This window comes from Shinella sp. R2-11 (assembly GCF_055330205.1).
The window spans coordinates 681,561-704,784 of the sequence record NZ_JBVAPC010000001.1 but is presented as its reverse complement, the minus strand read 5'-3'; the positions used below and the strand labels follow the sequence as shown (position 1 = coordinate 704,784).

Here is a 23,224-nt window from a genome sequence, read left to right as displayed (position 1 = left end):
GCGGGGAGCGTTCAAGCGTCGGCCAGAACCCGCGCCAGGAAGGTCCGCGTGCGGTCGTGCTGCGGGCGCGTCAGCACATCGACGGGCCGGCCCTGCTCCACGATCACGCCGCCATCCATGAAGATGAGATGGTCGGCGACGTCCCGGGCAAATCCCATTTCATGCGTGACGACGACCATGGTCATGCCGTCGTCGGCGAGCTGGCGCATCACAGCGAGCACCTCGCCGACGAGTTCCGGGTCGAGCGCCGAGGTCGGCTCGTCGAAGAGCATGACGTCCGGCTTCATCGCCAGCGAGCGGGCAATCGCCGCGCGCTGCTGCTGGCCGCCGGAAAGCTGGGCGGGATAGTAATGCGCCCGCTCCTTCATGCCGACGCGCTCGAGAAGCCGCATCGCCTCCTCGATGGCCGTGGCGCGCGGCACGCGCTTCACCAGAACCGGGGCCTCGATGACGTTCTCGAGCACGGTCTTGTGCGGGAAGAGATGGAAGCCCTGGAACACCATGCCCATGCGCTGGCGCTGGCGGGCGAGCTCGTTGAAGCTCATCTCATAGAGCTTTTCGCCCTTCCAGCGCACGCCGACGGGCTCGCCGTGGAGGAAGACCGCGCCGCCCGTCGGCTTTTCGAGATAGTTCAGGCAGCGCAGCAGCGTGCTCTTGCCCGAGCCGGACGGGCCGACGATGCAGGTCACGTCGCCCCGGGTCACCGCGACGTCGATGCCGCGCAGCACCTCATGCGCGCCGAAGCTCTTGCGCAGCCGCTCGACCTTCAGGAGCGGTTCGGCATTGGCATTCTCGTTCATCACAGGCCCTCCTGCTGGCGTGCGAAAAGGCGGAAGGGAAAGAAGCCGCCCGCCTTCTTCGCGCCGGCGCGATGTTCGGCCTTCAGCCGGTTCTCGACGGAATGCTCGACGACGGTCAGGACCGTGGTGAGCACGAGATACCAGATGGTCGCGACGAGCAGCAGCGGCACCGTCTGGTAGGTGCGCGCATAGACCATCTGCGCGGAATAGAGCAGGTCAGGCAGCGCCAGCACCGACACCAGCGAGGTGAATTTCAGCATGGAGATCGTGTCGTTGCCGATGGGCGGAATGACGATGCGGAGCGCCTGCGGCAGCACGATGCGGCGAAGCGTCTGGCCGCGCGTCATGCCGAGCGTGGCGGCGGCCTCCGTCTGGCCGGCATTGACGGCCTGGATGCCTGCGCGGATCATTTCGGCGGCATAGGCGCTTTCGGTGAAGGCAAGGCCCATGATGGCGGCGCTGAACGGGGTGATGAGCGCGTTGGTGTTCCACGAGAGGAGCTTCGGCCCGCCGAACGGAATGCCGATCGAGATCTCCGGCAGGAGCAGGGCGAGATTGTACCAGAAGATCATCTGGACGAGCGGCGGCACGCCGCGGAAGAACCAGATCCAGCCCCAGCTCACGGACTGGAAGATCCTGCTTGCCGAAAGGCGCATGATGGCGAGCACGACGCCGATCGCAAGGCCTAGCACCATGGCGAGAACCGTCAGCAGCAGCGTCATGCCGAGGCCCGACAGGATGGCCGGGCTGAACATGTATTCGGCAACCACGGTCCACTGCATGTTTTGGTTGGTGACGAGCACCTGCAGGAAGACGACCGCAAGGATGGCAAGCGCCACGCCGCCGATCCAGTGGCCGATCTTCGGCACCGCGATGGGCTTGAGGTCGTGGATCGAGGGGCGGTGCGGTTTTTCGGACATCGTCGTTCCTTGCTGCCCGTTTCCGGGCCGTCTCACCGGCCCGAAGCGGCTTCGGGCCGGCGGCGATCGCGGCGCCTTAGAGGTCCGCCGGATGCTCTTCCGTGATCAGCAGTGCCTTGTCCAGCATCCCGCCGTCGTTCAGGCCCCACTTGGCCATGATCTTCTCATAGGTGCCGTCGTCGATCATCGACTGGATCGTGTCCGTCAGCACCTGGCCGAGCGGATCGCCCTTGCGCACGCCGATGCAGCTGTTGACTGGCGAGAGGACCAGGTCCGACGTCTTCAGGTCGCCCGTCTGCTTGGCCATGTAGGCAAGCTTGACCGATCCGCCCACCGTCGCCTCGGCGCGGTTGGAGCGGACGGCGAGCTCGGCCTGGGCCTGCGTGCCGTGCGTCTGCATGATGATCGGCTTGTCCTTGCATTCGCTGGCGTTCAGCCTTTCCAGGAGGCCGATGTCCCAGGCGCCGTTGAGGACGGCGATCGTCAGGCCGCATGCGTCGGCGGCGGACTTGATGGAAAGTGTGCTCGCCGCCGGATAGGCGAAGGACGTGCCGATGCGGCGCTGGGAGACGAAGTCGAGCGCCTTCAGCCGCTCGGCGGTCGTGCCGAAGGAGGCAAAGCCGGCGTCGAAGCGCTTGGACTGGAGGCCCGGAATGATGGCGTCGAAGCTCGTGCCCTCGAAGGTGAAGGTCACGCCGAGGCGCTCCTGCATCTCCTTGGCGATATCGACGCTCCAGCCCTTGAGCTGGCCGTCGGCATCGAGATATTCGTCCGGCGCCCAGTCGTTGAAGACCGCCGCCTTGATGCCGTTGTCCTTGTATTCCTGCGGCAGGGCATCGTGCAGGGCGGGAATGACGTCGGCAACAGCCGGCATCGCAAGCACGGCGCTGAGAACGCAGCCGGCCAGAATGGATTTGATCATGACAGCCTCCTTGTCGTGGCGAGCCCGGCGGGCTCGCGATTGCGCTCTCTGCTTCCCCTCACATGATGGCGAGAACGTTCTCACATATGAGACACGGAGACAGCCCCTCCGTCAAGCGCCCTTTTGCGGGAGAATGCCATTCACAGGCGTTGAAAAGCGCCGCCGATCTGGTAACACCTAAAAAGGGCTGCTGTTTTTCTCCCCAAATGGGATGAAATATTCTCATGCCGCAGCCCCCTGGATGTGAGAGGAAACTGGCCGTGGCTCCCAAAGGCAAGGCGACGATCGCGGATGTGGCGCGCGCAGCAGGCGTTTCCACGGCAACGGCCGGCCGCGTTCTCGGCGGCTACGGCTATACCAGCGAGGAGAAGAAGGAACAGGTGCTGAAGGCCGCCCAGGACCTCGGCTACCGGCCCAACGCGCTCGCCCGCAGCCTCATCACCGGCAAGACGCGTACGCTCGGCGTGGTGGCCGGCGATATCCAGAACCCGTTCTACGCCTCCGTCCTGCGCGGCATTTCCAACGTCGCGGAGGCGAACGGCTTCGGCCTGCTGATCACCAACAGCGACGAGGCCCAGCCCAAGGAAGTCCATTCGGTCGAGCTCCTGGCGCAGAAGCAGGTGGACGGGCTTATCGTCACGCCCAGCGACACCCGCAGGGCGCGGCACCTGCACAACCTGCGGGCCATGGGCGTGCCGCTGGTCCTCATCGACCGCGCCGTCGCCGGCCTGATGGTCGACCGCGTGGCGACCGACAACATCGCCGCCGCCGAACATGCCGTGCGCCATCTCATTGCCGCCGGGCACCGCCGGATCGGCATCGTCGCCGAACTGGTCGACGAGGAGAGCGGCGGGCTCGACGCCTTCCTCGCCCGCGCCATCGCGGGCGACCCGATCGAGAGCGAAACGCTCTACCCGAGCTGGCAGCGCCTGCTCGGCTATATCCGGGCGCACCGCATCGAGGGGCTGCCCGTGGACCCTGGCCTGACGCTGCGGGCGGGAAGCTATTCCGCCCTCGCCGCCCATGCGGCGGTCCCGCGCCTGATGACGGCGCCCGACCGTCCGACGGCGCTGTTCACGACGGACGGCACCATGTCGGAAGGCGCCATGCGGGCCCTCACCGAGCTGAAGCTCTCGATCCCGCAGGACCTCTCGCTCGTCTGCTTCGACGATCTCGACTGGATGAGCTTCCACCGCCCCGGCATCACCACCGTGGCGCAGCCGCGCCTCGCCATGGGAGAAGCCGCCGCGCGCATGCTGCTGGAGCGCATCCGCGGCGAGGACTATCCGCCCCGCACGGTGCTGATGCCCGCCGAGCTGATCGAGCGCGGCTCCGTCGCCCGCATCTGACCTTCCAGCGCCAGCCGCCTCATAACGGTGGGATTCCCGACGCTTTTCCGCGCCGCTCCCCGGCAGAGCCCGCGAAATCCATCGCATCTCCTCGCCGTCGCAGGCCGTTCCTTCATTCCATGCAGCCCGCCTCCGCGCAGCTTGCGGCAGGAAACCATTTGCCTTTTCTGCCGCCCGACGATAATTGAGAACGTTCTCAGTTTTCATCTCAGGAGAGCCTGCCCGATGCCCCGCCCCGCCCGAATCCTCGCCTTCGGCGACAATGTGGTCGATTGCTACCGCGACCAGAACCTGATGTTTCCCGGCGGGAACTGCGTCAATCATGCCGTCTTCGCCCGCCGCGCGGGCGCCGAGACGGCCTATGCCGGCGCGGTCTGCGACGACGATGCGGGACGGCTGATCCGCCAGGCGCTGGTCGAGGAAGGCGTCGATGTCTCCTTGCTGCGGATGGAGCCGGGCACGACCGCCTATTGCGTGATCGAGACGCCGGACGGCGACCGGCTGTTCGTCGGCGCCAATCTCGGCGTGTCGATCATCGCGCCGTCGCGGGCGGACCTTGCGCGGCTAGCGGATTTCGACGCGATCCATACCGGCCGCTCCAGCCATGTCGATGCCTGGCTGCCGCGCTTTGCCGAGGCGACGAAGGTTTCCTACGACCTTGCCACCGTCCATGCTCCCGACCGCATCGCGCAGGTCGCGCCGCACTGCTTCCTCATCGCCTTTTCCGCCGGCGGCCTGACGCGCGAGAAAGCCCTTGCGCTGGCGCAGACCGCGCGGGACGCCGGCGCGCGCTGGAGCCTCGTCACCCGGGGCATCGAAGGGGCGCTGCTTGCCGGCGAGGCCGGCGTGTTCGAGGCGCCCGCCCAGCCCGTCGAGGCCATCGACACGCTCGGCGCGGGCGATACCTACATCGCCAATGTCCTCGTCGGCCTGCTCGACGGGCGCCATCCCGAAACGATCCTGAAGGATGCGGCACAGGCGGCAGCGAACACCTGCCTGATGCGCGGCGCCTTCGGCCATGCCGCCCCCATGAGCGTCGACCTTTCGAACATGATGAGCCTCGAGGAGGTCTACCGCACCACCCGGCCCGCAAAAGCGCCCGAAGAGGCCTGACGGGCGCGCGGCTCAGATGGCCGCATCCGCCATGGCGGTCCTTGCGAGCGCGAGGCGGATGGCGGCGGGGACCGGCTCGATGATGGGGACCGCGAAACGGGCGCCCAATGCAACGGCGTGAACGGCGAGCGGTCCGCCGCCGATGATGACCGCTTCCGCGCGGTCCTCGGAGATCGCAAGGGCGCAGGCCTCCATGAGGCTTTCCTCCAGCCGCACCGGGTCGCTCATCACGCTGGCGACGTCGCCCTCCGTGAGGCGGACGCCGGTGAAGGAGGCGGAAAAGCCGTAGGCCTCCACCCGCTTTTCGATGGCTTCGACCAGATCGGGCGTCGTGGTGACGATCGAGAAACGCCGTCCGGTGCCGGCCGCCTCGATGATGCCGGCTTCGGCGATGCCGGTGACCGGCACCGGCGAGAACCGCCGCAGCGCATCGATGCCCGGATCGCCGAAGGCCGCGACGACGATGCCGGAATGGCGGGCAAGGTCGAGCGTCCTCGCCAGCTCCACGACGGCGGAGGCTCCGACCGACAGCAGCGCGTCGTCATAGATGAGCGGCGCGCCGCGCCGGGCCGTCACGCCCTCCACCGCCTGGCCGGCAGGCGCGGTGTTGCGCGCGATGGCCACCATCTCCTCGGTGGTGGCGGCATTGGTGTTGGGGTTGATGAGAAGCAGGGGCTTCATGGCCTATTCCTTGTGTGCGAAGGCAGCCGGAGGCATGCCGTCCACCTTCGCCGATGGGTTCGCCGGGCGTTCCCGCCCGGTACACTCTTCCTAGAGATCCAGCAGGTTTTCCGGGTTGGTCTTGACCATGGTGTGGATTTCTTCCGGTGTGAACTCCAGATCGAGAAGCGAGCTGATCAGGATACGCATGCCCTCGACGGGCGTCGGGCCGGAGCGGATGCCGTAATCGGTGCCGACCACGAAATGCTCGATGCCGATTTCCCGGATCTGCCGCGCCCAGGGCACGATGCCGCTGAAGGCATCCGGCGAGCTGGCGATGCCGGCGATCTGGTCCGCCCATTCGCGCTCGACATAGTAGTTCGTGCGCGGCAGGCCGCGATGGAACATCCAGTCCGACACGCAACCCTCCAGCATCACGCCCTTCTTCGCAAGGTCCTTCTGCTGCTGCGTCGACAGGCGGACGCGGCAGGGATGGGCGACGACGATCTTCCTGATGCCGAACTCGATGGCAAGGTCGACCAGCCGGATCGCCTCTTCGGCGGAAATGTGCCCGGTATTGAGATGGACATGGGGATGATCGGCGATGAGCTGGAGGATTTCGGCAAGCTCTTCCGAAATAGGCCCTTCCAGCGGGATGCGGACCGCGCGGGACAATTCGTCCCTGGCGAATTTCGGATACTGGTCCTTGAAATAGACTGGCTTGCCGTCGACGAAGGAGCCTTCGTGGCTCGCCATGTAATGGGTGCAGTGGGCGCCGAAATGCACGAAGCGGGCGCCGGCGCCGTAATAGAGCGCCGTCTTGACCGCACGCGGATTGAGGCCGCCGAAATTGGAGGTGAGGATGATGCCGCCGAAGACATCGATGCCCGGCACCTGCCAGTTGACCAGCTGGGACGTACCGTTGCTGACGCCGAGCGTGTGGTCGTAGAAGACGAGCGCCTTCATGCCCGCCGCCTTCGCCTGCTCGGCGATCTCGAAGGGCGTCAGCCGGCCGGGGCAGGATTTCAGCCAGGGACCGCTATGGACATGGATGTCGGTGGTGCCGACCATCAGCTCGTCCGGCAGGCTCATGGAGCGATTGTAGAAGGTTTCGCGCGGCAGCGGCTTTGCGGTCTCGGGGGCGTCGGTCACGTCGGTTCTCCTTGTATGCTGTTATAGTGGCCGCCGCCCGCAACTTTCGGCATGCGGGCGGCGCGCCGGATCACGAAGCTGCAGCTTTTCCGGCCGGCAGGGCGGTGGTCTCGGCCGGCTCCTTGCGGATGAAGAGGAGGATCAGCAGCACGGCGATGAACTCCACCCCGGCGATGATGAAGAGGCCGGGCGAATAGACGCCCGTGGCGGTCTTGACGGCGCCGAGGAACTGCGGGGCGAAATAGCCGGCAAGGTTCGCGATCGAATTGATGAGCGCGACGCCGGCGGCAAGCGCCGTTCCCGACATGAAGCGCGGCGGCAGGCTCCAGAACACCGGGATGGAGCCCATCGTGCCGGCGGCCGAAAGGGCAAGCGCGGCGATGACGCCCGGCGCACTGCCGGCTTCCTGGGCGAATGCCGCCAGCACGAGGCCCGTGGCGCCGAGCGCGGCGGCGACGGCGGTGTGCCAGCGGGATTCGCGGCTGCGGTCGGAAAGCCAGCCATTGGTCATCATGCCCATCCAGCCGAACAGGAAGATGCCCGACATGATCCAGCCGACCACCGTGATATCCGTAAAGCCCGCGGCGGTGATGAGGCTCGGCCCGTAGAAGGAGAGCGTCGCATTGCCGGTGATGATGCAGAAGAGGGTGAGGATGAGGACCCAGACGTCCCGGCTGCGCAGCGCCGCGCCGAACTTGTGCTCGCGGCCCTGCATCTGCGCCGCCTCCTGGTCGAGCTCATAGGCCACCTGGTCGCGCTCGGCCTGGCTCAGCCACTTGGCCTCGCTGGGCTTTGCGGTCATCACGAAGACGGCGAGCAGGCCGAGGATGATCGACGGGACGCCCTCGATGATGAAGAGCCATTGCCAGTCCCGCATGCCCATCAGGCCGTCGGTGCTCGTCATGATATAGGCGGCGAGCGGGCTGCCCAGAAGCAGGGCGATGGGCGAGGCGGACATGAAGATGGCGATGGCGCGCGAACGCCGGTGCGCCGGAAGCCAATAGGTGAGATAGAGGATGAGGCCCGGATGAAGACCGGCCTCGAAGGCGCCCTGAAGGAAACGCAGCACGTAGAAATGCCAGGGCTGCGTGCACAGCGCCATCAGCACGGACACGACGCCCCAGCCGAGCGCGATGCGCAGGATGGTCTTCGGCGCGCCGATCTTCTGGAGAAGCAGGTTGCTCGGCACCTCGAAGAGGAAATAGCCGAAGAAGAAGATGCCCGCCCCCGCGCCGTAGACGGCGTCGCTCCAGCCGAGATCGTCGAGCATGGTGAGTTTGGCAAAGCCGACATTCACCCGGTCGAGCCATGCGAAGATATAGACCAGCGTGGCGAAGGGCAGAATTCGCCAGGCGATGCGCTTGAATGTCCGGTCCCTCTCCTCAAGGGTCGAGACCGTCGTTTTCGGTTTCGTTTCCACAGCTATCCTCCCATAGGACTGTGTCGCATGCCCAGCCGGAAGGCGAGCCTGCTTATCTGATGGTTGCGCCGGCCTCCGTCCCGTTTTCCAACCGCCGGCCGGCAGGCGGTCGTCTCTTTCGAAGAGCAGCCGGAAACCTCCGCCGGCCACGACTTCATGAAAGCATTTTTTCAAAAAAAGTGTCTACAAAAAAATACATTCATGGAAAAATTGTTTTCAGGGGCGCCCTTCCGGCCTACGAAAAACGCCTTGAACCCCTTGTTATCATGGCTATTTCCATCAGCCCTGGTGAAAAGGCAGTTCCCTTCCCGGCCGGCAGCGGCTAGAGTTTGCGAAAGAAGATTTTCATGGACGCCCGGATGCAACAGCCCGTTCCCAAGCAGTCATTTCTCCAGCGCATCAGAAACGAGCTGCGCCAGATGCATCCGGCGGAGCGGCGGCTGGCGGATTTCGTGCTCAGCTTTCCGGGCGAGCTTGCGAGCTATACCGCGTCGGAGCTCGCGCGGCTGGCCAATGTCTCCAACGCCACCGTCTCGCGCTTCGTGCAGCGGCTCGGTTATACGAACTACGAGGAAGCGCGCCGGCATGTGCGGTCCGAGCAGATGTCGGGCGCCGCGCTCTACCGCGTCGTGTCGCCCGCCGACCCGCCGGACCAGACGCTGCATGCCCATCTCCAGCAGATTCACGCCAATATCGACCGTTCCTTCGCGGCCATCACCTTGCAGGAGATCGACGACGTCGCGCAGGCGATGCTGTCGGCCCGCCGCGTCTGGATTGTCGGCTTCCGCACCAGCCAGTCCTTCGCCACCTACCTGCAATGGCAGGTCCAGCAGATCATCGAGAACACGGCGTCGCTTCCCCATGCCGGCCAGACGATGGCCGAGCATATCGCCAGCATCGGAAGGGAGGATTGCGTCATCGCCTACGGGCTGCGCCGTCAGGTGCGCGCCTTCCCGCTCATCCTCTCGCAGATCGTCAAGACCGGCGCGAAGACGATGGTCGTAACGGACGACGACTGCGAGCGCCTTGGCGAGGTGACGTGGCATTTCCGCTGCCAGACGGCAGCGGCGGGGCCGCTCTACAGCCATGTCGCCGTCATGGCCCTGACGGACCTGCTCGCGACGCGCGTGATGGAGCTTGCCGGCGCCAAGCGCCGCGGCCGCCTCTCGGCCATCGAGACGCTCCACGACGCGATCGAGGAAATCTAGAGCTTTGCCCTGGTCGAACGCGGTGTCGACAGGAGAAGGCTGGTTTCGCTGCCGGTAATGCCGGGCACGAGGCGGATCTTGCGCAGAACGGCGTCGAAATCGGCAAGGCTCGCGGCGCTGAGCTCCACCAGCAGATCCCAGCGGCCGTTCGTCGTATGGATCTGCGATATCTCCGGAAAGCCACCGAGCGTGCGGATCACGCGGTCGGTCACATGGCCCTCGATCTCGATCATCATGACGCCGCGCACGACGTCCTCCAGCGCATCGGCGCGCAGCATCACCGTATAGCCGAGGATGGTGCCGTCCTCCTCCATGCGCTCGATGCGGCCACGCACGGTCGCCCGCGACGCGCCGGTTTCAAGGGCAAGGTCCGAGACGGAGCGGCGGCCGTTGCCGCGCAGGAGGGTCACGATCTTCCGGTCGAGGTCATCCATGTCAATCTGGTCTCCTGGCTTTCCAATCTGGTCAATATGCCATTCCGATATGCCAAAATTCAATATTCAGTCTGCCAGTTGCGCTTTCTACAATGGGGAAAACGAACGGGAGTACACCATGGACTGCACGCTGATCGGCGCCCCCTTGCAAATCGGTGCGGGGCAGCTCGGCTGCGAGATGGGGCCGAGCGCCCTTCGCATCGCCGGCCTTCGCACCGCGCTGGAGGAACTCGGCCATGCCGTGAAGGACATCGGCAATCTGAGCCCCCGCCCCTTCGCCGAAATGCCCCATCCGAACAAGGCCGTGCACCACCTCGGCGAGACGGTGGCCTGGGTCGAGGCGCTGTCGGCGGCGGCCTACGAGCACAGCAGGGGCGGCATGCCCATCTTCCTCGGCGGCGACCATGCGATCTCCGCCGGCACCGTTCCGGGCCTCGCGCGCCGCGCCGCCGAGCTCGGCCGGCCGCTCTTCGTGCTTTGGCTCGACGCCCATACCGACTTCCACAGCCTCGAGACGACCGCCAGCGGCAACCTGCACGGCACGCCGGTCGCCTACTATACCGGCCAGGCCGGCTTCGGCGGCTACTTCCCGGAACTCGCCCACGCCGTTCCGACCGAAAACGTCTGCATGATCGGCATCCGCAGCGTCGATCCCGCCGAGCGGGCGGCGATCCGCAAGACCGGCATCACCGTGCACGACATGCGCGTGATCGACGAGCACGGCGTTGCCGTCCTGGTGCGCAGCTTCATCGAGCGCGTCCGGGCCGCAAACGGCCTGCTGCATGTCAGCTTCGACGTCGACTTCCTGGAGCCGGACATCGCGCCCGCCGTCGGCACCACCGTGCCGGGCGGCGCGACGTTCCGCGAGGCGCACCTGATCATGGAAATGCTCCATGACAGCGACCTCGTGACGAGCCTCGACATCGTCGAATTGAACCCGTTTCTCGACGAGCGCGGCAAGACCGCCAAGCTGCTCGTCGATCTCGTTTCCAGCCTGATGGGCAAGCGGGTGATGGATCGCCCGACGCTCGCGGGCTGAACATCGCTGTTCCGGTTGGAGGAAAAATGAACACGGATCCGAAATTGAACGTCGTCCCGTTCGTCAGCGTGGACCACATGATGAAGCTGGTGCTGAAGGTCGGAATCGACAGGTTCCTGACGGAGCTTGCGGCCACCATCGAGGAGGATTTCCGCCGCTGGCCGGTCTTCGACAAGACCCCGCGGGTCGCCTCGCATTCGCAGGAAGGCGTCATCGAACTGATGCCGACCAGCGACGGCACGCTCTACGGCTTCAAATATGTCAACGGCCATCCGAAGAACACCCGCGACGGCCGCCAGACCGTGACGGCCTTCGGCGTGCTCTCGGATGTCGGCAACGGCTATCCGATGCTGCTGACCGAGATGACGATCCTGACGGCGCTGCGCACCGCGGCGACCTCGGCCGTCGCGGCGAAGTACCTCGCCCGGCCGAACGCCCGCACCATGGCGATCATCGGCAACGGCGCGCAGAGCGAATTCCAGGCCCGCGCCTTCAAGTCGCTGCTCGGCATCGACACGCTGCGCCTCTATGACATCGACGCCTCGGCGACGAGGAAATGCGCGCGCAACCTCGCGGGCCTCGGTTTCACCATCGTCGAATGCGGCTCGGTCGAAGAGGCCGTCGAGGGTGCGGACATTATCACCACCGTTACCGCCGACAAGCAATATGCGACGATCCTTTCCGACAACCATGTCGGCCCCGGCGTCCATATCAACGCGGTGGGCGGCGATTGCCCGGGCAAGACGGAACTCAGCAAGGACATCCTGCTGCGCTCGGACATCTTCGTCGAATATCCGCCGCAGACCCGCATCGAGGGCGAGATCCAGCAGCTTGCGGCCGATCACCCCGTCATCGAACTCTGGGAGGTCATGACCGGCGCAACGCAAGGCCGCAGGAGCGCGGACCAGATCACGCTCTTCGACAGCGTCGGCTTCGCCACCGAGGACTTCTCGGCCCTTCGCTATGTGCGGGAAAAGATCGCCGAACACGGCATGTTCGCGGAACTCGACCTCCTGGCCGATCCCGACGAGCCGCGCGATCTCTACGGCATGCTGCTGCGCTGCGAGAAGAAGCTCAACGCCGCCTGAAAAGAGCGCCGGTGAAAATGCGACCGCCCGGCTTGCCGAAAGGCAGGCCGGGCGGAACTGCTTTCAATGCGTGGAGCGGTTGCGCTACGTGCGGAACCGCAGGTTGCTGGTCGTCAGGCGATCGACGGTGGCGCAGCCCATGAGCTTCATGCCGCGCTCGATTTCCGTTTTCATCAGCGACAGCGACCGCTCGACGCCGGCCCGGCCGGCGGCGGCCAGCGGGAAGAGATAATAGCGTCCCACGCCGACGGCCTTCGCCCCCAGCGACAGGGCCTTCAGGACATGCGTGCCGCGCTGGATGCCGCCGTCCATCATGACATCGATGCGGTCGCCGACCGCATCGACGATTTCCGCGAGCTGGTCGAACCCGCTGCGCGAACCGTCGAGCTGCCGCCCGCCATGGTTCGACAGGACGATGCCGGTGCAGCCGATATCGACGGCGCGCCTCGCATCCTCCACGGTCATGATCCCCTTGAGGCAGAAATGACCGCCCCACTCCTTCACCATCTCGGCGACATCGTCCCAGTTCATCGCCGGGTCGAGCATCTCCGTGAAGTAGCGGCTGATCGACATCGTCCCGCTGCCCATGTCGACATGGCTTTCCAGCTGCGGCAGGCGGAATTTCTCATGCGTGAAATAGTTGAGCGCCCAGCCCGGCTTGACCGCGAACTGCGCCATCCCGGCGAGATTCAGCCGGAACGGGATCGCAAAGCCGGTCCGCTGGTCCCGCTCGCGGTTTCCGCCGGTGATGCTGTCGACGGTCAGCATCATGACCTCGACGCCCGCCTGCTTCGCGCGCGCCATCATGTCCCGGTTGAGACCGCGATCCTTGTGGAAGTAGAACTGATAGACCTGCGGCGCGCTGCTGATGCGCCGCGCTTCCTCCAGGCTGATCGTGCCGAGCGAGGAAACGCCGAACATCGTGCCGAACCTGTTCGCCGCATGGGCGACCGCCCGCTCGCCTTCGTGGTGAAACAGGCGCTGAAGCGCGGTGGGCGAGCAGTAGACCGGCATGGCCAGCTTCTGCCCCATCACAGTCACCGACATGTCGACGTCGCTGACCCCGTTGAGGACGCTCGGCAGGAGATCGCAGTCCTCGAAAGCCGCCGTGTTGCGCCTGTAGGTGACCTCATCATCCGCCGCGCCGTCGATATAGTTGAAGATCGGGCCGGGAAGACGCTTTTTGGCCAGGCGGCGGAAATCGTGGAAATTGTAGCAATCAGAAACCCGCATGGCCGACCTTGATCATCTCTCGTCATCAAAAGCACGTCATAACAGCGCGCCGCGAGTCCAACTAGGCCTCCCGCGGCCTTGTGGACAAGCGGGCGGCAAAGAAAATCTTCAATCGGCTGCGGGATTTTCTCCCGCATGCCCGCGAATTGCCCTGTCGAGATGCGTATAGCCGCCATCCGGGAAAAGCCACTGCCCCGTCATGTGGCTGGCGCGGCTCGACAGCAGGAAGGCGCAGGTGTCGCCGATCTCGCGCGCCGTGGTCATGCGCTGGCCGAGCGGAATGCGCCGGACGATCTCCTCGAGGGCCGCCTCGCCATCCGGCAGGGTATCCAGCCAGCGCCGGTAGAGCGGCGTCATCACCTCGGCGACGACGATGGCATTGACGCGCACGCCGTCAGCCAGGAACTCGACCGCCCATTCGCGCGTGAGCCCCAGTTGTGCAGCCTTGGCGGCGACATAGGCCGAGGTGCCGCCCTGCCCGGTCAGAGCCGTCTTGGAGCTGATGTTGACGATGGCGCCGCGCGCCGCCCGCAGGTCGTCCTGCAACAGATGGACCATCGTGTAATAGTGGATGAGGTTCTGGTTGAGGCTGTCGCGAAAGGCATCCGGCCCCTTGCCGATGCCGACGCCGTCATTGGCGCCCGCATTGTTGACGAGGCCGTGAACGGCACCGCATCGCGACCGGACGGTTTCGATCGCGCGCCGGCAGGCCGCATCGTCGGAAAGTTCCGCCTGCACGAACTCGGCGCCGGTGCGGCGCAGCCAGTCCGCGTCGGGCGTCCGCCGTGCGACGATGACGGGCCGGGCGCCCTCCTCCGACAGCACTTCCGTGATGCCGGCGCCGATGCCCGAGCCGCCGCCGGTCACCACGACGACCTTGCCTTGAAGCCCGAGGTCCATCACGCCCCCCGGAAACGGTAGGCTTCGAGGCTGTCGCGCTTCATCTCGATGGAGAAGCCCGGCGCCTGCGGCGGCATATAGGCCGCGTCGCGGATGATGCAGGGATCGACGAAATGCTCGTGAAGGTGATCGACGAACTCGATGACCCGCCCTTCCCGCGTCCCGGCAATGCAGAGATAGTCGATCATCGACATGTGCTGGACATATTCGCACAGGCCGACGCCGCCCGCATGGGGGCAGACCTTCAGCCCATATTTCGCGGCCATCAGCATCACGGCGAGAACCTCGTTGAGCCCGCCCAGCCGGCAACTGTCGATCTGCACGACATCGATGGCGCCGCGCATGATAAACTGCTTGAACATGATACGGTTCTGGCACATCTCGCCGGTCGCGACCTGGACGGGCGCGACGGCCTCGCGAATCTTGCGGTGACCTTCCACGTCGTCGGGGCTTGTCGGTTCCTCGATGAACCACGGCTTGACGAAGGCGAGTTTTTTCACCCAGTCGATCGCCTGGTCGACTTCCCAGACCTGGTTGGCGTCGATCATCAGGTTGACGTCGGGGCCGACTTCGTCCCGGGCGATGGTGAGGCGGCGGATATCGTCGTCGAGGTCGCGGCCGACCTTCATCTTGATATAGTTGAAGCCCGCATCGACTGCTTCGCGGCAAAGGCGGCGCAGCTTGGCGTCGTCATAGCCGAGCCAGCCGGCCGAGGTCGTGTAGCAGGGGTAGCCCTCGGCCTTCAGCGTCGCGATACGGTCCTGCTTGCCCCGGGCCTGCTCCGTCAGGAATTCGAGCGCCCATTCGGGCGTGATGCAGTCCGTGAGATAGCGGAAGTCGATGCAGCGCACGAGGTCCTCGGGCGTCATCTCGGCGACGAGTTGCCAGACCGGCTTGCCCTCGATCTTGGCCCAGAGGTCCCAGACCGCATTGACCACCGCGCCGGTGGCAAGATGGATGACGCCCTTGTCCGGCCCGACCCAGCGCAACTGGCTGTCGGAGGTGATATGCCGCCAGAAGCGTCCCATGTCCTCCGCCACCCACGCCATGTCGAGGCCGACGACGAGCGGGCGCAACGCCTCGATGGCCGCCACGCAGATCTCGTTGCCGCGGCCGATGGTGAAGGTCAGACCGTGGCCTTCGTGCGGGCCGTCGGACTCCAGGATCACATAGGCCGCCGAATAGTCCGGATCCGGATTCATCGCGTCGGATCCGTCCAGATGCTGGCTTGTCGGGAAGCGCACGTCCATAGTGCGAAGACCGGTAATCTTCATGCCTTCATAACCTTCTGCATTTTTTCGCGGAGTGCTTCGGTGCCGAGCCGGATCGTACGCCGCGTCTCGGAAAGGGCCCGGAGACCTTGGTCCCCGGGCCGGATTTCGGATCAATCGTAGAGAACGGCGGAGATTTCCGGCGAGTCGATATTGGTCTTGTCGTACCAGTAGAAGCCGGTATCGATGTTCTTCTCGACCGCCTCGCCCTTGGCGGCGGCAACGGCAGCCTTGACCGTCTCGTAGCCGATGCCGACCGGGTTCTGCGTGATCGCGCCGGCCATGGAGCCGTCACGGACCGCGTCCTTCTGGGCCTTGCCGGAGTCGTAGCCGACGACCACCACCTTGGCACCCGCTTCCTTCACGCCGTTGACGACACCGATGGCGGAGCCTTCGTTGGTGCCGAAGATGCCCTTGATGTCGGGATTGGCGGTCAGGATCGCCTTGGTGATCTCCGTCGACTTCAGATGGTCGCCGCCACCGTATTCGATGGTAACGATCTCGACATTCGGATGGCTCTCCTTCATCCGGTTGACGAAGCCGTCGCGGCGGTCGACGCCGGTGCGCGAGGTCTGGTCGTGGGCGACCACGGCAACCTTGCCGGCATCGCCGATCAGCTCGGCGAGCTTGTCGGCGGCAAGCGCGGCCGCCGCGATGTTGTCCGTCGAGGCCGTCGCGACCGGGATGTCGCTATCGACGCCGGAGTCGAAGGCGATGACCGGGATCTTGGCGTCCTGGGCCTGCTTGAGAAGCGGAATGGCCGCCTGGCTGTCGAGCGCGGCAAAGCCGATGGCGGCCGGCTTCTTGGCGAGGGCTGCGGCCAGCATGTCGATCTGCTTGTCGACCTGGCTTTCGTTGTCCGGTCCCTCGAACGTCACCTCGACGCCGAGTTCCGCACCGGCCTTGTCGGCGCCGGCCTTCACGGCCTGCCAGAACTGATGCTGGAAGCCCTTTGAGATGAGCGGCACGTAGAGCTTGTCCTGTGCGCCTGCTCCCGTCGCCGCACCGAGCAGCGAGATTGCCGCGACCGCACCAAGTAGAGTTCTTCTCGTGAACATGTTTTCCTCCTTGTGTTCACACTGCATGAACTTATCGACCGTCCGGAGGCCTCAGCCTCCCTCCGGTTATTTCGCCTCGCGCCGGCGCATCTGGTCGGCATAGACCGCGATGATGATGATGGCGCCGGTGACGACCGTCTGCCATTCCGGCGCAACGGAAAGCACGCGCAGACCGTTGGTCAGAACCGACATGATCAGCGCGCCGATCAGCGTGCCGAGGATGGTGCCGCGCCCGCCGGCAAGGCTGGTGCCGCCGATGACCACGGCCGCGATCGCCTCCAGCTCGTAGCCGAGGCCGAGCGCGGGCTGGGCGGAATTCAGCCGGCTGGCGATGAGAAGGCCGCCGATGCCGCAGATCGCGCCGGACAGCGTGTAGATGGCGATCTTCCAGAAATTCGTGTTGACGCCGGAAAGGCGCACCGCCTCCTCGTTGGAGCCGAGCGCGAAGGTGTAGCGGCCGAGCACGGTGCGGCTGAGGATCCACGAGGTGATGCCCGCGACGATGAAGAGCACCAGCACCCCGTTCGGCACGGGAAAGGCCGGAACGAGCTGGCCGATCAGCGAGCCCTGCGCGATGAGGGTGAAGCCGGGCGTGTCGTTGAAATAGATCGGCTTGGTGCCCGTGACGATCAGCGACAGGCCCTTGAGCACCAGCATCATGCCGAGGGTGGCGATGAAGGGCGGTATCTTCATGCGGGCGACCAGACCGCCGGAAACGAAGCCGCAAAAGGCGCCCGTGCCGATTGCCGCCAGCACGCCGAAGGGCAGCGGCATGCCCGCCCAGGTCAGCACCACGCCCGTCATCACCGCGCAGAAGGTCATCAGCGTGCCGATGGACAGGTCGATGCCGCCGGTGATGATGATCATCGTCACGCCCACGGCCAGAACCCCGTTGACCGAGGTGGCCTGCAGGATCGCCATGATGTTGGAGACCTGGAAGAAGTTCGGGCTGGCCAGCGAGAAGCCGATCAGCAGCACGATGAGGCTGGCAAAGGCCAGGATTTTCTGCTGCGCGCTGCCGCGCAGGCTTGCCTTTTCACTCATAGTTCCCGTGTCCCCCTCAGGCAGCAGTCTTGCCGTTGCGTTGCGTTGCCAGTTCCATGATCCTCTCCTGCTCCGCCCCGCCGGGCAGGATGCCGGTCAGGCGCCCCTCGCACATGACGGCGATGCGATGGGAGAGCCGCAGCACCTCGGGCAGCTCGCTGGAAATGACGATGATCGCCTTGCCGGCGGCGGCCAGCTCGTTGAGCAGCCGGTAGATCTCCGCCTTGGCGCCGACGTCGATGCCGCGCGTCGGCTCGTCGAAGATCAGGATGTCGCAGTCGCGCAGCAGCCATTTCGCGATGACCACCTTCTGCTGGTTGCCGCCCGAGAGCAGCCGCACCTCCTGCCGGTCGCCCGGCGTGCGGATGGCGAGCTTCTGGATATAGTCCTTCGCCACCCGGGCGAGCGCGGCCTCGTCGATCCTGCCGATGGCGTCGCAATGGCGCCGAAGGCTCGCCATGGCGATATTGGCGCGCACATCCATGCCGAGCGCCAGGCCATAATGCTTGCGGTCCTCGGACAGATAGCCGATCCCCGCGCGCACGGCCTCGGCCGGGCTCGTGATGCGCAGGGGCTTTCCGTGGACGCGGATCTCGCCGCTGTCTATCGGCTCGGCGCCGAAGATGGCGCGGGCAAGCTCGGTGCGTCCTGCACCCATCAGGCCGGCAAAGCCGAGAATCTCGCCTTTCCTCAGGCTGAAGCTGATCTCCTTCAGCTCGCGCCCGCGGCTGACATCGATCACCTCCAGCGCCGTCTCCGCCCCGGAAAGGTCGGGGATCGTCACCGCCTCGTCGGTCAGCTCGCGGCCGACCATCATGGAGATGATCCGGGAGATCGGCGTCTCCTCCGCCGCGACCGTCCCGACATAGGCGCCGTCGCGCATGACCGTCACCCGGTCGGAGATGCGCTTGATCTCGTCCATCTTGTGGCTGATGTAGATGATGCCGACGCCCTCGGCCTTGAGGCGGCGGATGATGGTGAAGAGCTCGGCGATCTCCGCGTCGTTGAGCGCGGCCGTCGGCTCGTCCATGATCAGCACGCGCGAGCGGTAGCTCAGCGCCTTGGCGATCTCCACCATCTGCTGGCGGGCGATGGTGAGGCCGGCGACGGGCGTGCGGGGATCCATGTGGATGTTCATGCCGGCGAAGATGGCGGCGGTGTCCGCGTTCAGCTTCGCCTCGTCGAGCCGGCCGAAGGAAAGGCGCGGCTCGCGGCCGATCCAGATGTTCTGCGCGACGGTGAGATCGCGCATCAGGGCCAGTTCCTGGTGGATGATGCCGATGCCGAGGTCCTGCGCCGCCCTCGGCGTGGGGACCGACACTTCCTGTCCATCGACGAGGATACGGCCGCCATCGGGCCGGTAGACGCCGGACAATACCTTCATCAGCGTCGACTTGCCGGCGCCGTTCTCGCCCATCAGCGCATGGACCTCGCCGGTCTGCAGATCGAAATCGACGGCCTTCAGCGCATGCACGCCGGGAAAGCTCTTGTCGATCCCCTCCATTCGCACCAGTTCGCTCATGACGCGCTCCTCCCCGTCAGGCTCTCAGATGGTGACGCCGCCATCCACCAGCATGGCCTGTCCCGAGACAAATCTACTCTCGTCGGACAAAAGGAAAACCACCATCGGAACGATATCGTCGACCGTCGCAAGGCGCCCCATGGGCTGGCGCGCGATGAAATCCTTCTCAGCCTGCACCGGATCGGCCGAGGCCGCAATGCGCCCGCGCAGCGAAGGCGTATCGACCGTGCCGGGGCACAGCGCATTGCAACGGATGCCCTGCTTGACGAAATCGGCGGCGATCGCCTTCGTCAGGCCGATGACGGCCGCCTTGCTCGCGCCATAGGCCGTGCGATTGGCAAAGCCCTTTATGGAGGACGCCATGGAGGCCATGTTGAGGATCGAGGCGGTTCCCGTCTTCGCCGCCCGGTCGAGCATGCCGGGCAGGCAGGCGCGCGTCAGGCGCATCATCGCCGTGACGTTGAGGTCGAAGGCGAAGGCCCAGTCCTCGTCCTTGATATCGAGAAGCGTGCCGTTGTGCACCACGCCGGCGCAGTTGAAGAGGCCGTCGAGCGGGCCGACCCGGGCCGCGATGGCCTCGACGGCGTCGGGCCGGGTCACGTCGAGCACCGCCGTCTCTACGCCCTCCAGCCCTTCCAGCAGCGCACCGTCGATATCCGTCGCGATCACGCGGGCGCCCTCGTCCCGGCATGCAAGGGCGCTCGCCCTGCCAATGCCCTGGCCGGCTGCCGTCACAAGAACGGTCTTGTCTCGCAGGCGCATGGTTTCCTCCCCGCTCCCGTTTGTATATAAAATAATGTTTCACATACAAATCACTTTGACAAGCTGGCCCCTATGTCTTTTTTGAACGGGATCGGTATGAGTGCTGGATGGGAGGGCGAGATGGCAAGGAAATCGCTGAAGACGGAGACCGGGGAAGACCTCACCGCGGACGACAAGTACCGCGCGCCAGCGCTCGACAAGGGGCTGGACATCATCGAGATCCTGGCGCGGCAGAGCGGCGGCATGACCCGGACGGAGATCGTGCGCGAGATGGGGCTCAGCCCCTCGCAGATTTTCCGCATGCTGGAGCGCCTGGTCGCGCGAGGCTATGTCGCCCGGTCGGAAGGCGGCGACCGGTACTCGCTGTCGATGAAGATGTTCGTCCTCGCCAACCACTATCCTCCCTACCGGCGGCTGGCGGCCAGCGCGCAGCCCCTGATGGACGACTTCGCGCGCCAGACGGACCAGTCCTGCCACCTCGTCATCCCGGAATTCGGAGCGGGCCTCATCATCGCCCAGGCGAGCCCCGTCTCCCATTGGGAATTCCGGGCCCGAGTCGGCAGCCAGCTCGATCTCTTCACGACGGGTTCGGGAATAGCCCTGGTCGCCTTCCAGGCGCCGGAACGCATGGAGGAAACACTTCGCCAGTGGGGCGTCGCCTCCACCGCCGCGCTCGCCGGCATCCAGGACCAGATCGATGCGGCCCGCCGGCAGGGCTATCGTCTCGGCGCTTCCGGCCAGTTCGTCGGCGTCACCGATATCAGCGCGCCCATCTTCGGCCCCGACGGCGACGCGACCGCCGTCCTGACCTGCGCCTTCATCCAGCATGTCGACGATACCAGGGCACAGAAGCTGGACGACGCGCTGGCGCGGCTGCTCACCCTCACGGAAACGCTCCGGCTTCCCTGAACCGCAGCCCGCAAGCGTCGCCTGTCACCGCTGGTGCAAGATCAGGCGGCTCTTGCCTGCCGCCAGTCGAGCCCCTCCAGCTTCTCGCGGAAGGCGAAGCGCAGGAGATGGGATTCGATGATCGCCTGCGTCTGGGCCAGCCCCTCTGCATCCGCGGCGCTCACGGCCATGCTGAGGCCGCTCTCGTCCGCCTCGAAGATGGCTTCGCCGCGGGGAAAGCGACAGTCCCCACGGCTTTCCGTATAGGTGACGGCGATCTTGTGAGCGAAATGCTTGCAGAGCTGCACCAGATATTTCCGGCCGCTTGCGGTTTCGAGATAGGCGACGGATTCCTGCACGGACTGTCCTTTCAGAATATGGAAACCCCTGCCGCCGGAGCGGCAGGGATCGGGAAGATCAGAACTTCACGCCGGCATGCAGCGTGATCGTGCGGCCCGGCGCGTAGACCGGATCGATGCCGCCGCGGTTCGAGCTCGTGGCATAGCTCGATCGCTCGAAATACTTCCTGTCGAACAGGTTGTCGACGCTGAGGCGCAGCGTGACGTTCTCATAGGATGGCGGCGTCCACTCCGTATAGATGTTGACCACGGTATAGGACGGCTGGTCGTAGAAGCCGCTCGCCGTCGCCAGTGCGTCGGAGATCTTGCCGGCCCAGGCCACGGTCGTGCCGACCTTCATGTTGTAGTCGGGGATGGCGTGGTCGATGTAGAAGGTCGCCATGTCGCCGACCGGCATGAAGGTTCCGCTGTTCGGCAGGGCCGACTTGCCGCCCGCCGTCACCCTGGCATGGGTGAAGGTCGCGCCGAAGGTGGTCTCCTCCCATGTATAGCTGGCATTGAGCGTGACGCCGCGGCTGCGGTATTCGTTCGGATCGTTGTTCAGCGAGGGCGTGTCGTAGTTCGGCAGGCCGTTGATGCGCGTGTCGAACAGCGTCACGCCGGCATTCCAGTCCTCGCCGCCGAAATTCGCGCCGACCTTGAAGTTCTTCGCCGAGCCCGTGTCGAAGGACGGGTCGGTATAGAACGCGTTGTCGCGCGCATGAACATAGCCGTAGTCGCCGATGACGTAGCCGAGCCAGGTGCGCGAGGCGCCGGCGAATACCTCGAAGCTCTCGGTGAACTTGTAGGCGACCGTCGCGTTCACGCTCGCGCCGCTGTCGGAGAAGCGCTTGTCGTCCCAGTCGTTAAAGCGGTGCGTGTCGTAGCGCGCGCCGGTCGAGACGTTGAAGCCGTTGTCGAATTCGAAGCGGCCCTGCGTGAAGACGCCGAACTGGGTGGTGTCGAAGTCGCGGTAGCGGCGGTTGTTGTTGCCGTAGTTGTCGGTGTGGTAGTCGTGCTGGCCGAAATCTATGCCGGCGGTGATCTTGCCGGGATCGATCGTGAAGGTGTTCTGGATCTTTCCGCCGTAGAGGTCCTCGTTGAGGATCATGTTGCCGTTCGTGCGGTTCTGATAGTTGGTCCGCCAATAGTCGTTCTGGCTGTAATACAGCATGAACTCGGGGTCCCAGAGATCCGTCGGGGCGGTCGAGCTGTAGGTCAGCTTGACGGTGTCGCGGGCGACCTCCAGCGGGTGCAGCTCATCGCCCGCCAGGCCCATGTTCATCTTGATCAGGCGATCCGCCTTGTCGCGGCTGCGCTCGTAGCCGAGCTCGAAGCGGTTGTCCTCGACCTCGTAGCCGAGCTTGGCGAGGATGTTGCGGGCGGCCGGTTCCGTGCCCTTCACGACATCGCCGCCGCCGTCCTTGTAGTCCTTGCCCTTCTGGCCGTGGGTCATGACGAACCAGTCGAAGTCGCCGACGCGGCCATAGGCCGCCGCACTGCCGGAAACGCCGCTGCCATTGGTGCCGACCGAAGTGCCGATCCGCGCGCCGAAATCCTTGCCGTCCTCCAGCAGATCCTTCGCGCCGACCGTCTCGTAGCGCACCGCGCCGGCCGCCGCGGCAAAGCCGGAATCGGCCGCGGCCGCGCCCGCTTCCACCTCGACGCGCTTGAGGAAGGCGGGGTCGATGACGCTGGAGCCCGTATGGTGCCAGCTCGTCGCCGTCTGCGGCACGCCGTCGACCGTCACGGCAAGGTTGGACTGTTCCATGCCGAAGACGTGGATGCGCTTGGACGGCCCGCCGCCGCCGGATACGGTGATGGAGGACTGGCGCGAGAACAGCTCGGACACATTGGCCGGCTTCAGCTTCTCCAGCTCGTCCTCCGAGACGACCGTGCCGCCCGTGGCGACCACGTTCTCGCGGCCCTGGTTGATGATGGTGATCGTATCGAGCACGGTCACCTCCTCCTGTTTCTTCTCCTCGGCGTGGAGGGCGGAAGACAGGGCGAGCAGGGAAACGCCGGCAAGCGGCATCATGCGGGTGAATTTCATCTCGGTACTCCAGCCAGTCGATCGAAGGGGCGGGAAAGCCCCCTGCCTTC

Annotated in this window: 22 protein-coding genes; 6 read left to right on the top strand and 16 right to left on the bottom strand. The window is 65.5% G+C overall.

Translation table 11 applies throughout. From position 1 onward, the window contains the following. Positions 1 to 11: 11 nt before the first annotated feature. The 3 genes from ACZ1A1_RS03345 to ACZ1A1_RS03335 all read right to left on the bottom strand — a co-directional run bounded on the left by ACZ1A1_RS03345 (position 12) and on the right by ACZ1A1_RS03335 (position 2,642). Entirely contained in the window at positions 12 to 800 is a 789-nt protein-coding gene (locus ACZ1A1_RS03345) for an amino acid ABC transporter ATP-binding protein (protein ID WP_463618752.1), read from the bottom strand. Then, complete coding sequence (locus ACZ1A1_RS03340) at positions 800 to 1,720, bottom strand: amino acid ABC transporter permease (RefSeq protein WP_463618751.1); 921 nt, start codon at positions 1,718 to 1,720, stop codon at positions 800 to 802. The genes ACZ1A1_RS03345 and ACZ1A1_RS03340 overlap by 1 nt, the downstream gene beginning before the upstream one ends. Before the next feature lie 76 nt (positions 1,721 to 1,796). Continuing rightward, positions 1,797 to 2,642 (bottom strand): transporter substrate-binding domain-containing protein, encoded by an 846-nt coding sequence (locus ACZ1A1_RS03335; RefSeq protein WP_463618750.1) that lies wholly within the window; start codon positions 2,640 to 2,642, stop codon positions 1,797 to 1,799. 260 nt (positions 2,643 to 2,902) lie between these two features. Here ACZ1A1_RS03335 and ACZ1A1_RS03330 point away from each other — a divergent pair, with 260 nt between their 5' ends. Both ACZ1A1_RS03330 and ACZ1A1_RS03325 read left to right on the top strand, forming a co-directional pair. Continuing rightward, positions 2,903 to 3,991: a LacI family DNA-binding transcriptional regulator gene (locus ACZ1A1_RS03330; RefSeq protein WP_313193815.1), complete on the top strand. Its 1,089-nt coding sequence runs from the start codon at positions 2,903 to 2,905 to the stop codon at positions 3,989 to 3,991. A 225-nt stretch (positions 3,992 to 4,216) separates the two neighbouring features. Then, on the top strand, positions 4,217 to 5,104 hold the full coding sequence (locus ACZ1A1_RS03325; protein WP_463618749.1) for a PfkB family carbohydrate kinase: 888 nt from the start codon (positions 4,217 to 4,219) through the stop codon (positions 5,102 to 5,104). Positions 5,105 to 5,116: 12 nt separating this feature from the next. Here the strand turns inward: ACZ1A1_RS03325 and ACZ1A1_RS03320 are convergent, their stop codons facing one another. The 3 genes from ACZ1A1_RS03320 to ACZ1A1_RS03310 form a co-directional block, all read right to left on the bottom strand. Then, complete coding sequence (locus ACZ1A1_RS03320; protein ID WP_463618748.1) at positions 5,117 to 5,785, bottom strand: aspartate/glutamate racemase family protein; 669 nt, start codon at positions 5,783 to 5,785, stop codon at positions 5,117 to 5,119. A gap of 90 nt (positions 5,786 to 5,875) precedes the next feature. Then, positions 5,876 to 6,916 carry a DUF6282 family protein gene (locus tag ACZ1A1_RS03315; RefSeq protein WP_463618747.1) on the bottom strand — a complete coding sequence of 347 codons (1,041 nt, stop codon included), beginning with the start codon at positions 6,914 to 6,916 and terminating at the stop codon, positions 5,876 to 5,878. Between the two features lie 70 nt (positions 6,917 to 6,986). Further along, on the bottom strand, positions 6,987 to 8,336 hold the full coding sequence (locus ACZ1A1_RS03310; protein WP_463618746.1) for an MFS transporter: 1,350 nt from the start codon (positions 8,334 to 8,336) through the stop codon (positions 6,987 to 6,989). A 359-nt stretch (positions 8,337 to 8,695) separates the two neighbouring features. On the opposite strand from ACZ1A1_RS03310, the gene ACZ1A1_RS03305 reads away from it, so the two are divergent. After that, complete coding sequence (locus tag ACZ1A1_RS03305) at positions 8,696 to 9,544, top strand: MurR/RpiR family transcriptional regulator (protein WP_463618745.1); 849 nt, start codon at positions 8,696 to 8,698, stop codon at positions 9,542 to 9,544. Here the strand turns inward: ACZ1A1_RS03305 and ACZ1A1_RS03300 are convergent. Continuing rightward, complete coding sequence (locus ACZ1A1_RS03300; RefSeq protein ID WP_119255129.1) at positions 9,541 to 9,978, bottom strand: Lrp/AsnC family transcriptional regulator; 438 nt, start codon at positions 9,976 to 9,978, stop codon at positions 9,541 to 9,543. The genes ACZ1A1_RS03305 and ACZ1A1_RS03300 overlap by 4 nt on opposite strands. A 118-nt stretch (positions 9,979 to 10,096) precedes the next feature. Here ACZ1A1_RS03300 and rocF point away from each other — a divergent pair, with 118 nt between their 5' ends. After that, positions 10,097 to 11,017 carry an arginase gene (rocF, locus tag ACZ1A1_RS03295; RefSeq protein ID WP_415212112.1) on the top strand — a complete coding sequence of 307 codons (921 nt, stop codon included), beginning with the start codon at positions 10,097 to 10,099 and terminating at the stop codon, positions 11,015 to 11,017. 26 nt (positions 11,018 to 11,043) lie between these two features. Next, positions 11,044 to 12,105 carry an ornithine cyclodeaminase gene (locus ACZ1A1_RS03290; RefSeq protein WP_463618744.1) on the top strand — a complete coding sequence of 354 codons (1,062 nt, stop codon included), beginning with the start codon at positions 11,044 to 11,046 and terminating at the stop codon, positions 12,103 to 12,105. Between the two features lie 84 nt (positions 12,106 to 12,189). On the opposite strand, the gene ACZ1A1_RS03285 is transcribed toward ACZ1A1_RS03290, so the two are convergent. The 7 genes from ACZ1A1_RS03285 to ACZ1A1_RS03255 form a co-directional block, all read right to left on the bottom strand. Beyond that, positions 12,190 to 13,338 carry an alpha-hydroxy acid oxidase gene (locus ACZ1A1_RS03285; RefSeq protein ID WP_463618743.1) on the bottom strand — a complete coding sequence of 383 codons (1,149 nt, stop codon included), beginning with the start codon at positions 13,336 to 13,338 and terminating at the stop codon, positions 12,190 to 12,192. Between the two features lie 108 nt (positions 13,339 to 13,446). Then, complete coding sequence (locus ACZ1A1_RS03280) at positions 13,447 to 14,238, bottom strand: L-fucose dehydrogenase (protein WP_463618742.1); 792 nt, start codon at positions 14,236 to 14,238, stop codon at positions 13,447 to 13,449. After that, on the bottom strand, positions 14,238 to 15,512 hold the full coding sequence (locus ACZ1A1_RS03275; protein WP_463618741.1) for an L-fuconate dehydratase: 1,275 nt from the start codon (positions 15,510 to 15,512) through the stop codon (positions 14,238 to 14,240). The genes ACZ1A1_RS03280 and ACZ1A1_RS03275 overlap by 1 nt, the downstream gene beginning before the upstream one ends. A 110-nt stretch (positions 15,513 to 15,622) precedes the next feature. Next, positions 15,623 to 16,567 carry an ABC transporter substrate-binding protein gene (locus ACZ1A1_RS03270; RefSeq protein ID WP_313193827.1) on the bottom strand — a complete coding sequence of 315 codons (945 nt, stop codon included), beginning with the start codon at positions 16,565 to 16,567 and terminating at the stop codon, positions 15,623 to 15,625. A 66-nt stretch (positions 16,568 to 16,633) separates the two neighbouring features. After that, on the bottom strand, positions 16,634 to 17,611 hold the full coding sequence (locus ACZ1A1_RS03265) for an ABC transporter permease (protein WP_119255136.1): 978 nt from the start codon (positions 17,609 to 17,611) through the stop codon (positions 16,634 to 16,636). A gap of 16 nt (positions 17,612 to 17,627) precedes the next feature. Next, positions 17,628 to 19,133, bottom strand: coding sequence for a sugar ABC transporter ATP-binding protein (locus ACZ1A1_RS03260; RefSeq protein ID WP_463618740.1), 1,506 nt, complete (start codon positions 19,131 to 19,133; stop codon positions 17,628 to 17,630). Positions 19,134 to 19,157: 24 nt separating this feature from the next. Further along, positions 19,158 to 19,895 carry an SDR family oxidoreductase gene (locus ACZ1A1_RS03255; RefSeq protein ID WP_463618739.1) on the bottom strand — a complete coding sequence of 246 codons (738 nt, stop codon included), beginning with the start codon at positions 19,893 to 19,895 and terminating at the stop codon, positions 19,158 to 19,160. 120 nt (positions 19,896 to 20,015) lie between these two features. On the opposite strand from ACZ1A1_RS03255, the gene ACZ1A1_RS03250 reads away from it, so the two are divergent. Next, positions 20,016 to 20,804 carry an IclR family transcriptional regulator gene (locus ACZ1A1_RS03250; protein WP_313193830.1) on the top strand — a complete coding sequence of 263 codons (789 nt, stop codon included), beginning with the start codon at positions 20,016 to 20,018 and terminating at the stop codon, positions 20,802 to 20,804. Positions 20,805 to 20,845: 41 nt separating this feature from the next. On the opposite strand, the gene ACZ1A1_RS03245 is transcribed toward ACZ1A1_RS03250, so the two are convergent. Together ACZ1A1_RS03245 and ACZ1A1_RS03240 are read right to left on the bottom strand one after the other, a co-directional pair. After that, positions 20,846 to 21,142: a DUF2218 domain-containing protein gene (locus tag ACZ1A1_RS03245; RefSeq protein WP_313193831.1), complete on the bottom strand. Its 297-nt coding sequence runs from the start codon at positions 21,140 to 21,142 to the stop codon at positions 20,846 to 20,848. A gap of 58 nt (positions 21,143 to 21,200) precedes the next feature. Next, positions 21,201 to 23,174, bottom strand: a complete 1,974-nt coding sequence (locus ACZ1A1_RS03240; RefSeq protein ID WP_463618738.1) for a TonB-dependent receptor domain-containing protein — start codon at positions 23,172 to 23,174, stop codon at positions 21,201 to 21,203. Positions 23,175 to 23,224 lie beyond the last annotated feature (50 nt).

Bases quoted from the DNA above. Each gene is read 5' to 3' on its own strand.
- ACZ1A1_RS03345 (WP_463618752.1), bottom strand. From the start codon at position 800: ATGAACGAGAATGCCAATGCCGAACCGCTCCTGAAGGTCGAGCGGCTG.
- ACZ1A1_RS03340 (WP_463618751.1), bottom strand. From the start codon at position 1,720: ATGTCCGAAAAACCGCACCGCCCCTCGATCCACGACCTCAAGCCCATC.
- ACZ1A1_RS03335 (WP_463618750.1), bottom strand. From the start codon at position 2,642: ATGATCAAATCCATTCTGGCCGGCTGCGTTCTCAGCGCCGTGCTTGCG.
- ACZ1A1_RS03325 (WP_463618749.1), top strand. From the start codon at position 4,217: ATGCCCCGCCCCGCCCGAATCCTCGCCTTCGGCGACAATGTGGTCGAT.
- ACZ1A1_RS03320 (WP_463618748.1), bottom strand. From the start codon at position 5,785: ATGAAGCCCCTGCTTCTCATCAACCCCAACACCAATGCCGCCACCACC.
- ACZ1A1_RS03305 (WP_463618745.1), top strand. From the start codon at position 8,696: ATGCAACAGCCCGTTCCCAAGCAGTCATTTCTCCAGCGCATCAGAAAC.
- ACZ1A1_RS03300 (WP_119255129.1), bottom strand. From the start codon at position 9,978: ATGGATGACCTCGACCGGAAGATCGTGACCCTCCTGCGCGGCAACGGC.
- rocF (WP_415212112.1), top strand. From the start codon at position 10,097: ATGGACTGCACGCTGATCGGCGCCCCCTTGCAAATCGGTGCGGGGCAG.
- ACZ1A1_RS03290 (WP_463618744.1), top strand. From the start codon at position 11,044: ATGAACACGGATCCGAAATTGAACGTCGTCCCGTTCGTCAGCGTGGAC.
- ACZ1A1_RS03285 (WP_463618743.1), bottom strand. From the start codon at position 13,338: ATGCGGGTTTCTGATTGCTACAATTTCCACGATTTCCGCCGCCTGGCC.
- ACZ1A1_RS03280 (WP_463618742.1), bottom strand. From the start codon at position 14,238: ATGGACCTCGGGCTTCAAGGCAAGGTCGTCGTGGTGACCGGCGGCGGC.
- ACZ1A1_RS03275 (WP_463618741.1), bottom strand. From the start codon at position 15,512: ATGAAGATTACCGGTCTTCGCACTATGGACGTGCGCTTCCCGACAAGC.
- ACZ1A1_RS03270 (WP_313193827.1), bottom strand. From the start codon at position 16,567: ATGTTCACGAGAAGAACTCTACTTGGTGCGGTCGCGGCAATCTCGCTG.
- ACZ1A1_RS03265 (WP_119255136.1), bottom strand. From the start codon at position 17,611: ATGAGTGAAAAGGCAAGCCTGCGCGGCAGCGCGCAGCAGAAAATCCTG.
- ACZ1A1_RS03260 (WP_463618740.1), bottom strand. From the start codon at position 19,133: ATGAGCGAACTGGTGCGAATGGAGGGGATCGACAAGAGCTTTCCCGGC.
- ACZ1A1_RS03255 (WP_463618739.1), bottom strand. From the start codon at position 19,895: ATGCGCCTGCGAGACAAGACCGTTCTTGTGACGGCAGCCGGCCAGGGC.
- ACZ1A1_RS03250 (WP_313193830.1), top strand. From the start codon at position 20,016: ATGGCAAGGAAATCGCTGAAGACGGAGACCGGGGAAGACCTCACCGCG.
- ACZ1A1_RS03240 (WP_463618738.1), bottom strand. From the start codon at position 23,174: ATGAAATTCACCCGCATGATGCCGCTTGCCGGCGTTTCCCTGCTCGCC.